Origin of the sequence: Pseudomonas sp. YJ42 (genome assembly GCF_047225135.1) — a bacterium.
Taxonomy (GTDB): Bacteria; Pseudomonadota; Gammaproteobacteria; order Pseudomonadales; family Pseudomonadaceae; genus Stutzerimonas; species Stutzerimonas stutzeri_E.
The window spans coordinates 1,056,513-1,070,999 of record NZ_CP178378.1 but is presented as its reverse complement, the minus strand read 5'-3'; the positions used below and the strand labels follow the sequence as shown (position 1 = coordinate 1,070,999).

Genomic DNA, 14,487 nt, shown 5'->3' with positions numbered 1-14,487 from the left:
CTGCAGTCAGGCGCACTCAGTTGCGCTATTCAGCGAAAGCAGCACGCGGCCGTTCTCGACGCGGACTTCATGGCGGTGTGCGCAACCCACGTCGGGTGCCACGGCTTCGCCGCTGTCCAGGTTGATCTGCCAGTTGTGTAGCGGGCAGGCGACCTGCTTGCCGAAGACGATGCCCTGCGACAGCGGACCTCCCTTGTGCGGGCAGCGGTCGTCCAGAGCGAATACCTGGTCATCGGCGGTGCGGAACACCGCGATGTCACCTTTGGGGCCGGCGACGATGCGTGCGCCGAGCGGGTTGATCTCGTCCAGGGAACAGATGTCGAACCAGGTCATGGTGATTTCCTCGAATGGCAGGCGGTTTCGGTCGAGCATGGGTTTCAGGCAGGCGCGATCGATTTGAGCTGGATCGTTTCGTATTCCTTTTTCAGCGACTGCTCGGCGATGGCCTTCTTCCAGCCGTCACCCTCGAAGCTCAGCGAGTACATCAGGCGCTGACTCAGGGCCTTGCGCCGGGCTTCGTCTTCCAGAACGATCTTCTTGATGTAATCGAGGCCCACGCGCTGCATGTAGTGCACGGTGCGCTCGAGGTAGAAGGCTTCTTCACGGTACAGCTGGAGGAAAGCGAAGCTGTATTCGGCGACTTCCTCGGTCGTCTTGACCTTGACGAAGAACTCCCCGGCCTCGGTCTTGATGCCACCGTTGCCACCGATGTACAGCTCCCAGCCGGAATCCACGCCGATGATGCCGACGTCCTTGATGCCGGATTCGGCGCAGTTGCGCGGGCAGGCGGAGACGGCGAGCTTGACTTTGTGCGGCGAGTACATGCCGAACAAGGCTTTTTCCAGTTCAATGCCCAGTTGCGTCGAGTTCTGTGTGCCGAAGCGGCAGAACTCCTGCCCGACGCAGGTCTTCACGGTACGGATGGATTTCCCATAGGCGTGGCCGTCGGGCATGTCCAGGTCCTTCCAGACGTTCGGCAGATCATCCTTCTTGATCCCCAGCAGGTCGATGCGCTGGCCGCCGGTGACCTTTACCATCGGCACCTGATATTTGTCGGCGACGTCGGCGATGCGGCGCAGCTCGGCGGCATTGGTCACGCCGCCGAACATCCTCGGAACCACGGAGTAGGTGCCGTCCTTCTGGATGTTCGCGTGGGCGCGCTCGTTGATGAAACGCGACTGTGGATCGTCCTTGGCCTCGCCTGGCCAGGTGGAGATCAGGTAGTAGTTCAGCGCGGGCCGGCAGGTCGCGCAGCCGTTGGGCGTGTGCCAGTCCATGAACGCCATGGCGTCCGGAACGGTCAGCAGGTGATGGTCGCGGATGGCCTTGCGCACCTGACCATGGTTGAGGTCGCTGCAGCCACAGATGGCCTTCTCGCTTTTAGGTTTGACGTCCGCCGCACCACCGACGGTGTTCATCAGGATCTGCTCGACCAGCCCGGCACAGGAGCCGCAGGAGCTGGCGGCCTTGGTGTGCTTCTTCACGTCATCGACGGAAAACAAACCATGTTCCTGGATCGCCTTGACGATGGTGCCTTTGCACACGCCGTTGCAGCCGCAGACCTCCATGCTGTCGGGCATCGCCATGGCCTTGTTCTGACCCTGGTGGCCGGTGTCACCGATGGCGCCCTCGCCAAACATCAGGTGGTCGCGAATCTGCGCCACGTTGTGATTTTCACGAACCTGACGGAAGTACCAGCCGCCATCGGCCGTGTCGCCGTAAAGGCAGGCGCCGACGAGGATGTCGTCCTTGATCACCAGCTTCTTGTACACGCCGCCGATGGGGTCGGAGAGGGTGATGGTTTCCGTGCCTTCGCCGCCAATGAAGTCGCCGGCGGAAAACAGGTCGATGCCGGTGACCTTGAGCTTGGTCGAGGTCACCGAGCCGAGATAGCGGGAAAAGCCGAGCATCGCCAGGTGGTTGGCGCAGACCTTGGCCTGTTCGAACAGCGGGGCCACCAACCCGTAGGCGGTGCCACGATGGTTGGCGCACTCGCCAACGGCGTATACGCGGGGGTCGTAGGTTTGCAAGGTGTCGTTGACCAGGATGCCGCGGTTGCAAGGAATGCCGGCTTTTTCCGCCAGTTCGCTGTTGGGGCGGATACCGGCGGCCATCACCACCAGATCTGCCTCGATGATTTCACTATCGGCGAAGCGCACGGCGCGGACCCGGCCCTGCTGGTTGCCGATCAGCTCGGCGGTCTGCTTTTGCATCTTGAAGTCGAGGCCACGACTCTCGAGCGCCTGCTGCAGCAGGGTTCCGGCGGTCTTGTCGAGCTGACGTTCCATCGGCCACTCGCCGATGTGCACCACGGTCACCTTCATGCCGCGCAACTTCAGGCCATTGGCCGCTTCCAGGCCCAGTAGGCCGCCACCGATGACCACGGCATGCTTGTGGGTCTTGGCAGCGTCCATCATCGCCTGGGTGTCGGCGATGTCGCGGTAGCCGATCACCCCGTCGAGCTGATTGCCGGGGATCGGCAGGATGAAGGGGTTGGATCCGGTCGCAATGAGCAGTCGGTCGTATTCGGCCTCGCTGCCGTCTTCGGCGATGACGCGGCGCTTGGCGCGGTCGATCTGTACCACCTTGCGGTTGAGCATCAGGCGGATGTTGTGTTCGGCGTACCAATCGAGGTCGTTGAGCACGATCTCCTCGAAGGTCTGCTCACCGGCCAACACCGGTGAGAGCAGGATGCGGTTGTAGTTGGGGTGGGGCTCGGCACCGAACACGGTGATGTCGTAAAGGTCGGGGGCGAGCTTGAGCAGTTCTTCCAGGGTGCGGACCCCGGCCATGCCGTTGCCGATCATCACCAGTTTGAGTTTTTTCATGCTGTTCTCCGCGCCGGGCCGGGGGGCTGATCGCCGTCTGGCCATGCCGTTGAAAATCCAACAACGAAAAGGCGTCCCACTGGTTACCCAGTGAGGACGCCTTTGTCCTTGTCTTCCGTATTCGGAGCCCGGCCCTCTACGTTGAAGGCCCGGCTTGATGTTGAACCTGACAATGCAGGGCCTGTGCCAAGCCCGTACGTCCTTGGTTTTCAGGCGTTTGGACGGGGTGTCAGGGCCCGATCCGGATGATTCCTGCACCCATATGATGCGCACCGCGCAGCCCTGGTGCAGCTGAACCCATCGGGGAAGAGCAATTGGCCGTTGACAGCAGCCGTGTCGCTTTTTATTGTTTCGCCCATGCGCCGATTTAGTCAGCTACTTGCGGGGCGCCTGGAGCCGAAGGCTTCGAAATACCGCTAAAGCGCTGGTTCGGTGTCGCCTCCCACCGCTGCCCAGCGGAATCCTCGAGGCGGGAAATCCCCGATGAATGCACTGCAACGCGCTCCTCTACGCCTGGCCCCGATCACCAGTGGGCTGGTTCGCAGCAACCCGAAAATCCTCCTTGGCGGTAGCCACCAACCCTCGCTGCTGCGTTACCTGGACGGCTGGCCCAAGCGCTGGGGCAAGCCGCGTGCGTTTCTCGTGCAGTTCACCGGTGCCGATGAGTCGCTGGCGCATTTCGCCGCGGACAGTTTCGATCTGGCCGTGATTCAGGCACCCAGCCGCGAGCGCCTCGATGAATGCGTGCACGAGCTGACACGTGTTGCGCGCCAAGGCTTGATCGTTCGACGCTGATCGGGCTTGCCAATCAGTCTGCCTGCTAACCGCCTTTGCCCAGCCAGACCAGCAAGATCAGGTTGACCAGCAGCGAGAGCAGGGCGAGGCCGCGCCAGACCTTCAAGGGCTCTCGTTCGAGCAACGGCAGTGCAGGCGCGCTACCGGTCAGGCGTTCGCCCTGTTCCAAGGTCAGCAGCCATTCTTCGGCCGTTTCGAATCGCTGCGCGGGCTCCATTGCAACGGCGCGCTTGAGCATGTCATCCAGCCACTGGGGCAGGTCGGGGCGATAGCGACTGGCCGGGACCGGGATGCCAAAGCGCGGGCGTTGGAAGGCTTCCACCTCGCCGTAGGGATAGTGGCCGGTGAGCAGGTGGTAGAGGGTTACCCCGGCGGCGTAAAGATCTTGTTCTCGGCTCGGCGCGACGCCGGCGAAGGCCTCCGGAGCGATATAGCTCGGCGTACCCGGCAGGCTATGCGGCAGGTCCTGCGACAGACCCGGACAATAGGCCAGGCCGAAATCCAGCATACGCAGCTCGCCGTCTTCACTCAAATGAAGGTTTTCCGGCTTGATGTCGCGATGCAGGATATTGCGCCGATGCAGCATCCCCAGCGCACGGATCAGGCGTGGCGCCAGTTGCAACCAGTCGGGTAGCGCCATTGGGCCCTGTTGGCCGAACTGCTGAGCGAGGGTCTGGCCGCTGTATTCGCGCTGCACGTAGTACAGGTGCTGGCGTTGCGGCAGGCCGTGTGTTTCGGGAAAGTGTCGTCCGGCGACGCGGCGCAGAAACCACTCTTCCTGCAGCAGCGCAGGGCCGGCGTCCGGTTCGTCATCGCGGCTGGGTGGCAGCGTCTTGAGAATCCAGGGGTGACCCTGTTGATCGCTGACCCGATAGACCAGCGATTGCCGCGACTCGGCCAACAGCGCCTCGACGGTCCAGCCTTCGAACAGCTGCCCCGGTCTCAGCTTTGGCGGCAGGGGCCAGTCCGCCAGTTGCGCGAGTGAGTCGGCCAGCGCTGCTTCAGGCAGCTCGTCGACCCGTAGCAGCAATGCGCTGGCATTGTCCTGGCTGCCGCTCTGGTGAGCGAGGTTGACCAGTGCCTTGGCTGCGTTGGATAGATTAGGCTCGGCACCGAGGATGTTCCGTAGATCGCTCTCGGCGATGCTGGCCCAGATGCCGTCGGTGAGCAGCATGAGGGTTTCGCCGAGACGCAGTTCGCCGTCGAGGTAGTCCACTACCAGATGCTGATCCAGCCCCATGGAACGCTTGAGCACGTGCTGCATGTTCGGCTGTTCCCAGACATGGTCTTCGCTCAACCGTTGCAGCTCACCGTCGAGCCAGCGGTAGGCGCGGCAGTCGCCCACATGAGCGAGGGTGAAACGACGGCCGCGCAGCACCAGTGCGGTCAATGTCGTTAGCAGCGGCTGCCCGCCACCGTTGGCCTGCAGCCAGCGATTGTGGGCGACCAACAACCGATCGAGCGATTGAGCGACGGTCCAGGTTTCCGGCGTGGCGTAGTAGTCCGTCGCCAGCGCCTGCAAGGTGGCCCGTGCCGCTAGGCCGCCATCGGCACACTGGCTGACGCCATCGGCAATGGCGAACAGTGCGCCTTTGCTTGCGGCCAGACCCGGTGTGGGTGTGACGATGCGCAGTGCGTCCTGGTTCTCTTGGCGTGGTCCGGTGGCAGTGGCTTCGCCGAACGAAAACTGCAAGGGCATGAAGGCATCACTCCGGATGGCGCGCGGGTAGGTGGATGAACGACATCGGCAGGCCCTGTGAGGCCCGCCTACTGATCGCCAGTCTGAAATCAGACCCGTGCGACCGTCATCGCGGCAGAGCCCCAGGTGGTTCTCCAGCGACGCTTGACGCCATAGAGGCCAAACCAGGCCAGCGCACCCAGGCTGGCGAACAACCAGAGGCCCATCTGATAGTCACCCGTGGCCTGCTTGACGGCGCCCAGTCCTGCAGTGAGCAGGAAGCCTCCGATGCCGCCCGCCATGCCGATCAGCCCGGTCATCACGCCGATTTCCTTGTTGAAGCGCTGCGGCACCAGCTGAAACACCGCACCATTACCCGCGCCGAGGCTGAGCATCGCGACCACGAATAGCGCCAGTGCAGCTGTCGAGCTCGGCAAGTTGAAGCCCACGACGAACAGGCAGACAGCCGCAACCGTATACATCAGCAGCAGCGAGCGGATGCCGCCGATGCGATCGGCCAGTGCACCACCCAGCGGGCGCAGCATGCTGCCGGCGAACACGCAGGCGGCGGTGTAATAGCCGGCCTTGACCGGATCGAAGGCGTATTGGTCGTGGAAGTAGCCGGGCAGGGTGCTGGCCAGGCCAAGGAAGCCGCCGAATGTCACGCTGTAGAAAAACATGAACCACCAGCTGTCGCGGTCCCCGAGCGCTTTCATATAGTCGGCGAAGGATTTCGGCGCAGGACGGTTCGGTGCGTTCTTGGCCTGAGTGGCGAAGATGATCAGCACCAGCACCAGCGGAATCAGCGCCAGGCCGAATACGTTGCTCCAGCCAACCATCGTCGCCAGCACCGGTGCGAACAGTGCCGCGAAAACGGTACCTGAGTTGCCTGCACCGGCGATGCCCATGGCCTTGCCCTGGTGCTGCGGCGGATACCACTGCGAGGCCAGCGGCAGCGCGACGGCGAAGGAGGCGCCGGCCATGCCGAGGAAGAGCCCCAGCAGCAAAGCCTGCTCATAGCTGTGGATGCCATTGAGCCAGGCAACGAACAACGCGACGATCACCACGATCTGCCCGAACAGCCCGGCCGCCTTCGGCGAGGTGCGGTCGGCCAGCATGCCTAGCACGAGACGTAGAACGGCACCGGAGAGGATCGGCGTAGCTACCATGAAGGCACGCTGTTGGGTGGTCAGGCCGAGATCTGCCGCGATCTGCACGCCCAGCGGACCGAGCACGTACCAGACCATGAAACTCAAATCGAAGTAGAGAAAGGCGCAGAGCAGCGTCGGCGTATGGCCGGATTTCCAGAAACTCGTATTCATCGAACACCTCACTAGACAAGGGCAACCGACGCGCTGAAACGGGCGACGGAGAATGCGATGGGCCCCACCCGGATTCGGTGTGGGACCGCGTGAAACTGTTGCGAGCCGCTGAGTCGTTGCCGCTCGCGCCCCGGTCCTTGGGGCAAAAAAAAAGCGCCGCGAAACCGCCGTCAGTCTCGACGGGGCAACGCGACGCCTTTGTCATGTCTGTGAGTAACCGCCTTTGGCTACCTGTCTCGAAGTAAGCAGAAGCTGTGCCAACAGCCGAAGCTGTCGGTTTCAGCCGTCTGCGGGACCTTCAGTGGAATGTTGCCCGGGTGCAAGCGCGCGCCGTTGGTGCGCCGTGCTTCGAAGTGGGGCGCGTCAGGCGATGCTATGACGAATGCCTTGCAGGCGTTCATCGATGATCGGGGTGATCAACGCGTAACATTCGGCTGGCGCCAGGCTGACCCGCGGTGCGTCAATCAGGTTGCACTCCAGGTGCTCGATGAGGTTGCGCAGGCTGTCGCCGCTGATCGGGTCGGTGAGGCGCAGGCAGAGATAGCGCATCTGGATCTGCATATCCAACGGGCACTTTTCGAAGTTGGCTGCACGCACTGCCAGGCCGCGTAAGCGTCCGAGGTCTTCCAGTGCGCGACAGGCCTCGCACAGACCGGACACCTGAGGATTGCCTTGAAAGGCAAGGCGCAGTTCAAGCACATGAATGCTTTCGAGCAATTGCTCGATCAGGATGCAGTGCGGTTCGAACTCCGCCGGGTTCTGGCGGATCTGTTGCCACAGGCCGCGCATCGCGGGCCGGTTTTCCTCGCCTTTCCACTCCTGCCAGAGCCGGTCGATATGGCTCGCAACCTCCAACCGCTGCGCGGCTGCTGCGGCATCAGATTGGCCGCCCAGGCCACGGTGTTTCTGCACGAACTGAAGAATCTCCAGCGAATGCTGCAGCGCCTGGACATCGGTTGCGCTGAGGCGCTTGCGATGACGCTCGGCTGCAACGCGGCTGAGATGGTTGCCGAGCAGCACCAGGCAGGCGGCCAGTGTCAGGGCGATAGATACTTCCATGGTCAGGCTTCCGTACGGCTGAGACGAGTGAGGTAGAGGGTCAGGCTGTGCAGCTCTTGGGCCTGGGTACGCTGGCGCTCGACGCCGGCTTCGACGTGATCGAGCTGGTCGCGCAACAGGCGGTTGCCGTGTCGCTGCTCTTCGAGGGCCGTTTGCAGATGATCGAGTTCGGCCAGGCTCAGCTGGCTGCGCCGCGCCAACTGATCGAGTTCGGTGGCTAATGCACTGCTTTGCTCGCTGCTTTGCTCGAGTAATTGCTGGTGCTGGACGACCTCGGCCTCGACGCGACGAACCGCGTTGCCGGTCGTGGCCACCACGCGGGTGATGTCTTGGGCCGCGCAGTCGCTGGTCAGCGCCAGTTGGCGAACTTCGTCGGCCACCACGGCGAAACCGCGACCGTGCTCGCCGGCTCGCGCCGCTTCGATGGACGCATTCAGGGCGAGCAGCTGGGTCTGCTTCGCGACGTTCTGGATGCTCAGTGCGGCTTTGCCGACGGCGGCCGTGTCCTGCAACAGCTGGCCGACCGCATCCGAGGTGCGCTGCATGCTCTGGCGCACCTCGGTCATGCGGACGCTGACCGACATCGCGTTGTCGCGGCCGGCCTGGCTTTGCCGGTGGGTGTCGGCAAAGGCTTGCATGGCTTGCTGGCCCAGTGTGCGGACCTGCTCAAGGTTGCGGCTCAGCGCCTTGCTGGCCTCGGTCATCGCCAGCACTCGCTCGCCTTGGCCGATACTGCTGTGCTCGGCGATTCCGGCCATGCGCTCCAGGGCATCGCTGGCGAACTGCACTTCACTTCGTAAACGTTCGCTGCGCAGCGATTGAGCGCCAACGGTGGCGACCAGATCCTCACGGGGCTCGTTGAGCCCCTGCTGCTGGCCGAGCATTGCCAGCAAATGCTCACTGTGGCGCTGATGTGCGCGGCGTTTGCGCTGTTGGGTCAGTTGCAGACCTGCAGCGATGCAGGCGAGGGCCAGCGACAGCAGCTGCTGCTGCCACAGTCCCGCAATGCAGGCCATGGCCCAGGCGGCGAGCAGTAGCCAATCCATGTATGACTGCAGGGCGGCCTTTGTCGCGTGTGGCACGGCGTGCGCCGGGCGCGTGCTGTTCAAAGCTCTGTCCATGCTCGTGATCCTTTCTCGATTACCTTCCTGGTGAGTTGTCAGGCCGCCGGCCGCTGCTGGCGCTGGTAAAGGAACTCCAGAACCTGCGCCCGGTAGGCGTGGTACTGAGCGTCGTGGGCCAGGCTCATGCGGTCGCGCGGATGCTTGAGCTCGACGCGCAGGGTCTCGCCGATGGTTGCGGAGGGCCCGTTGGTCATCATCACGATGCGGTCGGAAAGCAGCACCGCTTCGTCGACGTCGTGGGTGATCATGATCACCGTGTTGCCGAGGTCGGCGTGGATCTCCATCAGCGAGTCCTGCAGATGCGCGCGGGTCAGCGCATCGAGGGCGCCGAAGGGTTCGTCCATCAGCAGCACCTTGGGCTGCATGGCCAGCGCGCGGGCGATGCCGATGCGCTGTTTCATACCGCCGGAGATCTCGCTCGGGCGTTTATCGCGGGCGTGGGTCATGTGCACCAGCTCGAGGTTGTGCTCGATCCAGTCGCGCATCTCGCGCCGGCTTTTGCGACCCTTGAAGACTTCCCGCACCGCCAGCTCGACGTTCTCGTAGCAGGAGAGCCAGGGCAGCAGGCTGTGGTTCTGGAACACCACGGCGCGCTCCGGGCCGGGCTCGTTGACCTCACGGCCGTCGAGAATGACGCCGCCGGTGGTGGACTGATACAACCCGGCGACGATGTTCAGCACCGTCGACTTGCCGCAGCCGGAGTGGCCGATCAGCGAGACGAATTCGCCCTTGGCGATGCGCAGGTTGACGTTCTGCAGGGCGCGATAGAGGCCCTTGTCGGTGGGGAAGCTGATGCCGACGGCGGTGAGTTCGAGATGGGTATTGTTCATGGTGATTCCTCAGCGCAGGTCTGCGTTCTTGTCCCAGCTCACGCGGCGCTGGAGCATCAGCATGATGCGATCCAGGGCGAAGCCGATCAGGCCGATGACGATCACCGCGACCATGATTCGGCCGAGCGAATTGGAACTGCCGTTCTGGAACTCGTCCCAGATGAATTTCCCGAGACCGGGGTTCTGCGCCAGCATTTCCGCGGCAATCAGCACCATCCAGCCGGTCGCCAGCGACAGGCGCAGGCCGGTGAAGATCATCGGAATGGCGGCGGGCAGGACGATGCGGCGTACATGACTCAGCGGTGACAAGCGCAGCACCCGGCTGACGTTCTGCAGGTCCTTGTCGAGGTTGGCCACGCCGACCGTGGTGTTGATCACCGTCGGCCACAGGCAACACAGCGCGACTGTAAGCGCTGAGGTAACGAAGGATTTCGCCATCAGCGGGTCTTCGCTGATGTACACGGCGCTGACCACCATGGTCACCAGCGGCAGCCAGGCCAGCGGCGACACCGGTTTGAAGATCTGGATCAGCGGATTAACCGCGCTGTACACCGTCTTGCTCAAACCGCAGACGATGCCCAGCGGGACCGCGATCAGCGAGGCGATGGCAAAGCCGGTCATCACCGTGTAGAGGCTGGTGATGATCTGTCCAAAAAAGGTCGGCTTGCCGGTGTATGGGCGGATCTTCACGTCGGCGTCGGGGTTCTTCGCCAGTTTCGCGGCGTTGCGTTCTTCCTGGCGCTGGTAGAAGGCTTCGGCTTTTTCCTGCGACTCGATATGGGCATCGACCAGCCCGTTGAACTGCTCGGCCACCTGGCTCGGGCCGGGAAATTGACCGAGACTGGTCTGGATGTTCGATGCCACCAACTGCCAGAACAGCAGGAAGGCGAAGATGCCTACCAGCGGCATGATCACCTGCGGCAGCCAGCGTTTGAGCCGGGCCTGACGACCTGCCTCAAGCGTTTCCTTAATGCTTTTTGCGACGGCGGGATTGCTCATTGACATGTCCTCTCCGGGTATCGGGAGCCGCAACGGCTCCCATGGGCGGAATCAGAGCGTGGTATCGCCTTTCAGGCCGATCGCGAACTGTTCGAGGTAAGCGTTGGGCGTTTGCCCGTCGTAGGTGATGCCGTCGATGGTGTCGGCCAGCGGCTCGCGGATACCGTCCTCGTCGGGCGGCGGTATGTCGCTCGCGTTGAGCAGGCCGTCGGCGATCAGCTCCGCCGCGGCCTCGCGATAGATTTGCGGGTGGTAGACGCGCTTGGCCATGTCCAGATACCAGCTGTCCGGCTTGGCCTCGGCGATCTGTCCCCAGCGGCGCATCTGCGTCAGGTACCAGATGGCGTCGGAGTAGTAGGGGTAGGTCGCGTGGTAGCGGAAGAACACGTTGAAGTCCGGCACGTCGCGCTTGTCGCCTTTTTCGAACTCGAAGGTGCCGGTCATGGAGTTGGCGATGACTTTGGCATCGGCGCCGACATATTCGGGGCGAGAGAGAATTTCCACCGCTTCCTGACGATTGGCGTTGTTGTCTTCATCGAGCCATTTGCCGGCGCGGATCAGCGCCTTGACCAGACGCTTGTGGGTTTCGGGGTTTGCTTCGGCCCAGGCCTTGGAGACGCCGAAGACCTTTTCCGACATGTTCTTGCGGATCGCGTAGTCGGCCACCACCGGCACGCCGATGCCCTTGAACACCGCTTGCTGATTCCAAGGCTCGCCGACGCTGTATCCATGGATAGTGCCGGCTTCCATGGTCGAGGGCATCTGCGGTGGCGGGGTTACCGAGAGCAACGCCTGGGCGTCGATCTGCCCGCTGATGTCGCCCTTGTTCGGTGCGTAGTAGCCAGGATGGATACCGCCGGCGGCGAGCCAGTAGCGCAGCTCGTAGTTGTGCGTCGAAACCGGGAACACCATGCCCAGGTTGAACGATTTCCCGCTGGCATTGAGCTGCTCGATCACCGGCTTGAGCGCGTCGGCCTTGATCGGATGCTGCGGTTTGCCGTCGACCATGGTCACGTTGGGCTTCATCTGCTCCCAGATCGCGTTGGACAAGGTGATGGCGTTGCCATTGAGGTCCATGGTGAAGGCCGTGATGATCTCCGCCTTGGTGCCGAAGCCGATGGTGGCGCCGATTGGCTGGCCGGAGAGCATGTGCGCGCCGTCCAGTTCGCCGTCGATGACGCGGTCCAGCAAGACCTTCCAGTTCGCCTGGGCCTCAAGCGTGACGTAGAGGCCTTCGTCCTCGAAAAAGCCCTTCTCGTAGGCGATCGCCAGGGGTGCCATGTCGGTGAGCTTGATAAAGCCGAGCTTGAGTTCTTCCTTTTCCGGTTCGGCCGCCCAGGCGGTCATCGGCACCAACTGCAGCAGGGCGGAGCAGCCCACGCTGGCCACAAGGGTCTTCAGCAGTGTACGGCGGGTCTTGCGCATGATTTATCCCTCAATCGCGAAACGAAAAAAGGCGTAACGGACGCCGCCTCCGCAAGAGCAGAGCGAGCACCGTTGACGCCTTTGTCAATTCGTCCCGATCACCGCCGTTGGCGACCCGAAGACGTGGTAATGGGGAAGTAGCAATCGGCTTGCCAGAGCGCAAGATTTTCCTTTTATTATTTTTATTTATATAAAAATCAGTAGCTTGTATAAGATACGGTACGCTCGATACGGTGTCGTCCGAGCGTTCAGCCAGCTGCGAGGTCGTGGCTGGCCCGATTGCCGTGCAGTGACGAGCCGATGAAGCGCCGTTTTGGTTCAGGGCGGAACGCGCGCCAAATCGCCCTGAGGACTTGTCTGCGACTCTGCAAAAAACAAAACCCGCCAAGTTGGCGGGGCTCGTTGTCGTGTCAGGAGCCGGTGCTGCTAGCCTGAATTGCTGCCCAGCAGATCGTTCATCGCGATGATCTGTTCGGCCACCTGGATAAGCTTCTGCTGGCGGCTCATGGCCTGGCGCCGCATGAGGGTGTAGGCCTCTTCCTCGTTGCAGCTGCGCATCTTCATCAGCATGCCCTTGGCCAGTTCAATGCGCTTGCGTTCGACCAGTTGCTGATCGCGTGCATGCAACTGTGCGCGGATCGCCTGGTCGCTCTCGAAGCGGGCCATGGCGACATCGAGGATGGGTTTCAGGCGCTGGGCCTGGATGCCTTCGACGATGTAGGCGCTGACGCCGGCGCGGATCGCCTGGCGCATGGCGTCTGGGTTGCTGTCGTCGGTGAACATGACGATGGGGCGGGGCTGGTCGCGGGTGACCATCACCACCTGCTCCATCACGTCGCGGCCGGGGGAATCGGTGTCGATCAGTACCACATCGGGGCGTATGGCCTCGACCCGCTCGGGAAGGTCGATGGTCAGGCCGGATTCCTCGATAACCTCGAAGCCGGCTTCTATAAGGGCGGTTCGCAGGCGGCCGACCTTGCGTGGGGTGTCGTCGATCAGGAGGACGCGAAGCATGGCTGTCTCCCTTAGCAGAGTACTGGAGGCACGGCGGAATCCGCCAAAGCATGCAGGGCGAAACTGCGGGCGTAGGCGGCCGGGTCGCTGCCATTCCAGCGGCTGCCGTCCATCAGCAGAGCGCTGCGCATGAGGGTGTCGGGCAGGGGGATATTCAGCGCTGTCGCCGCATCGCGATAGAGACTGGTCTGCTGCACGTTTTGAGCAACGGCAAGGTAATCGGGGTCTTCGCGCAGCAGGCCCCAGCGCCGTAGCTGGGTCATGAACCACAGACCGTCGGAATGGTAGGGCATGTTCACTTCACCGTTACCGAAGAAGCGAAGTGGATGCTTGTCCAACCAGGCGTGGCCAAGGCCGTCCTCATATTGGCCGAGAAAACGCGGCTCGATGGCCGCTACCGGTGCATCGACGTACTCGCTGCCGGCGATCAGGTGCGCGGTGCTGCGCCGATTCTCCTGGCTCTCGTCGATGAAGCGGCTCGCCTCGAGGACGGCCATGACCAGCGCGCGGGCGGTGTTGGGATTCTCCTCGACAAAGGCACGGGTGCAGCCCAGAACCTTTTCCGGGTGGTCGGGCCAGATCGATTGGCTTGTCGCCAGCGTAAACCCCATGTCCTCCTGGATCGCCTGGGCGCCCCAGGGCTCTCCGGCGCAGAAGCCGTCGATGCGTCGTGCCCGCAGGTGTGCAACCATCTGTGAGGGCGGCACCACCAGGGTGCGCACATCTTTCAGCGGGTGGATGCCGTAGGCCGCCAGCCAGTAGTAGAGCCAGAGGGCATGCGTACCGGTGGGGAAGGTCTGGGCCAAGGTGAGTTTTGCACCGCTCTGGCGCACGCACGTACTGAGTGCCTCCGGATCGGTCACGCCCGCCGCCTTGAGCGTGCTCGACAGGCTGATGCTCTGGCCGTTCTGGGCCAGGCCCATGAGCACCGCCATGTTCACCGGTGCGCTACCGCCAATGCCCAGATGCACGGCGTAGATCAGCCCGTACAGACCATGAGCGGCATCCAGTTCACCTTCGATCAGCTTGTCTCGCACGTTGGACCACGACGCCTGGCGCTGCAGGTTGAGCGTCAGGCCGTAAGGCTGCGCGAAGCCCTGGGTGGCAGCGACGATCAGTGAGGCGGCATCGGTCAGAGCCATGAAGCCTAGGTTGACGACGCGCTTTTCCGGTGCATCGCTGCCTGCGACCCAGGCCAGCGGATCAGGTCGCGAGGGTGTGTTGGGATGGGGCATGCTGGCGGGACCTTTGGCAATGCTGGGCGCGCGTATCGCGTATCGCCGTGGAGCAGCGATCGGCGCGCAGGGAAATCATATGCGAGGCAAAGCAAGCCACATGCCAAAGGAGTGAGCATCGATGCAAGCCCACCGGTGCTTCCGGGTGCCTGCTTGTGCTTCAGCGACCGGCCCGATG

General features: G+C 62.9%; 12 protein-coding genes. 1 reads left to right on the top strand and 11 read right to left on the bottom strand.

All coding sequences use genetic code 11. The features are described 5' to 3' along the window. Positions 1 to 6 precede the first annotated feature (6 nt). The gene (gene nirD, locus ACL0K2_RS04655; RefSeq protein ID WP_045162570.1) at positions 7 to 333 is read right to left on the bottom strand and encodes a nitrite reductase small subunit NirD; all 327 of its coding nucleotides are present in this window, start codon (positions 331 to 333) and stop codon (positions 7 to 9) included. Between the two features lie 44 nt (positions 334 to 377). Beyond that, positions 378 to 2,828 carry a nitrite reductase large subunit NirB gene (gene nirB, locus ACL0K2_RS04650; protein ID WP_413043908.1) on the bottom strand — a complete coding sequence of 817 codons (2,451 nt, stop codon included), beginning with the start codon at positions 2,826 to 2,828 and terminating at the stop codon, positions 378 to 380. Between the two features lie 483 nt (positions 2,829 to 3,311). Here nirB and ACL0K2_RS04645 point away from each other — a divergent pair, with 483 nt between their 5' ends. Then, positions 3,312 to 3,623 (top strand): hypothetical protein, encoded by a 312-nt coding sequence (locus tag ACL0K2_RS04645; RefSeq protein ID WP_045162468.1) that lies wholly within the window; start codon positions 3,312 to 3,314, stop codon positions 3,621 to 3,623. 25 nt (positions 3,624 to 3,648) lie between these two features. Here the strand turns inward: ACL0K2_RS04645 and ACL0K2_RS04640 are convergent, their stop codons facing one another. From ACL0K2_RS04640 to ACL0K2_RS04600, 9 genes are all read right to left on the bottom strand, one after another. Then, positions 3,649 to 5,322: a protein kinase domain-containing protein gene (locus tag ACL0K2_RS04640; RefSeq protein WP_413043907.1), complete on the bottom strand. Its 1,674-nt coding sequence runs from the start codon at positions 5,320 to 5,322 to the stop codon at positions 3,649 to 3,651. Positions 5,323 to 5,411: 89 nt separating this feature from the next. Further along, entirely contained in the window at positions 5,412 to 6,623 is a 1,212-nt protein-coding gene (locus ACL0K2_RS04635; RefSeq protein WP_413043906.1) for an MFS transporter, read from the bottom strand. Positions 6,624 to 6,986: 363 nt separating this feature from the next. Then, positions 6,987 to 7,682, bottom strand: coding sequence for a hypothetical protein (locus ACL0K2_RS04630; RefSeq protein ID WP_045162465.1), 696 nt, complete (start codon positions 7,680 to 7,682; stop codon positions 6,987 to 6,989). Positions 7,683 to 7,684: 2 nt separating this feature from the next. Beyond that, a complete protein-coding gene (locus ACL0K2_RS04625) occupies positions 7,685 to 8,227 on the bottom strand; it encodes a methyl-accepting chemotaxis protein (protein WP_413044439.1) in 543 nt (180 codons plus the stop codon). A gap of 614 nt (positions 8,228 to 8,841) precedes the next feature. Beyond that, a complete protein-coding gene (locus ACL0K2_RS04620; protein ID WP_239610582.1) occupies positions 8,842 to 9,636 on the bottom strand; it encodes an ABC transporter ATP-binding protein in 795 nt (264 codons plus the stop codon). Positions 9,637 to 9,645: 9 nt separating this feature from the next. Continuing rightward, positions 9,646 to 10,635: an ABC transporter permease gene (locus tag ACL0K2_RS04615; RefSeq protein WP_239610581.1), complete on the bottom strand. Its 990-nt coding sequence runs from the start codon at positions 10,633 to 10,635 to the stop codon at positions 9,646 to 9,648. 51 nt (positions 10,636 to 10,686) lie between these two features. Further along, positions 10,687 to 12,060, bottom strand: a complete 1,374-nt coding sequence (locus ACL0K2_RS04610; protein WP_413043905.1) for a CmpA/NrtA family ABC transporter substrate-binding protein — start codon at positions 12,058 to 12,060, stop codon at positions 10,687 to 10,689. 426 nt (positions 12,061 to 12,486) lie between these two features. After that, positions 12,487 to 13,074, bottom strand: a complete 588-nt coding sequence (locus ACL0K2_RS04605) for an ANTAR domain-containing response regulator (RefSeq protein ID WP_045162461.1) — start codon at positions 13,072 to 13,074, stop codon at positions 12,487 to 12,489. Between the two features lie 11 nt (positions 13,075 to 13,085). Continuing rightward, the gene (locus tag ACL0K2_RS04600) at positions 13,086 to 14,309 is read right to left on the bottom strand and encodes a CmpA/NrtA family ABC transporter substrate-binding protein (protein ID WP_239610579.1); all 1,224 of its coding nucleotides are present in this window, start codon (positions 14,307 to 14,309) and stop codon (positions 13,086 to 13,088) included. Positions 14,310 to 14,487 lie beyond the last annotated feature (178 nt).

Excerpts from the sequence above, each read along its gene's own strand:
- nirD (WP_045162570.1), bottom strand. The coding sequence starts at position 333 with ATGACCTGGTTCGACATCTGTTCCCTGGACGAGATCAACCCGCTCGGC.
- nirB (WP_413043908.1), bottom strand. The coding sequence starts at position 2,828 with ATGAAAAAACTCAAACTGGTGATGATCGGCAACGGCATGGCCGGGGTC.
- ACL0K2_RS04645 (WP_045162468.1), top strand. The coding sequence starts at position 3,312 with ATGAATGCACTGCAACGCGCTCCTCTACGCCTGGCCCCGATCACCAGT.
- ACL0K2_RS04640 (WP_413043907.1), bottom strand. The coding sequence starts at position 5,322 with ATGCCCTTGCAGTTTTCGTTCGGCGAAGCCACTGCCACCGGACCACGC.
- ACL0K2_RS04635 (WP_413043906.1), bottom strand. The coding sequence starts at position 6,623 with ATGAATACGAGTTTCTGGAAATCCGGCCATACGCCGACGCTGCTCTGC.
- ACL0K2_RS04630 (WP_045162465.1), bottom strand. The coding sequence starts at position 7,682 with ATGGAAGTATCTATCGCCCTGACACTGGCCGCCTGCCTGGTGCTGCTC.
- ACL0K2_RS04625 (WP_413044439.1), bottom strand. The coding sequence starts at position 8,227 with ATGCAGCGCACCTCGGATGCGGTCGGCCAGCTGTTGCAGGACACGGCC.
- ACL0K2_RS04620 (WP_239610582.1), bottom strand. The coding sequence starts at position 9,636 with ATGAACAATACCCATCTCGAACTCACCGCCGTCGGCATCAGCTTCCCC.
- ACL0K2_RS04615 (WP_239610581.1), bottom strand. The coding sequence starts at position 10,635 with ATGAGCAATCCCGCCGTCGCAAAAAGCATTAAGGAAACGCTTGAGGCA.
- ACL0K2_RS04610 (WP_413043905.1), bottom strand. The coding sequence starts at position 12,060 with ATGCGCAAGACCCGCCGTACACTGCTGAAGACCCTTGTGGCCAGCGTG.
- ACL0K2_RS04605 (WP_045162461.1), bottom strand. The coding sequence starts at position 13,074 with ATGCTTCGCGTCCTCCTGATCGACGACACCCCACGCAAGGTCGGCCGC.
- ACL0K2_RS04600 (WP_239610579.1), bottom strand. The coding sequence starts at position 14,309 with ATGCCCCATCCCAACACACCCTCGCGACCTGATCCGCTGGCCTGGGTC.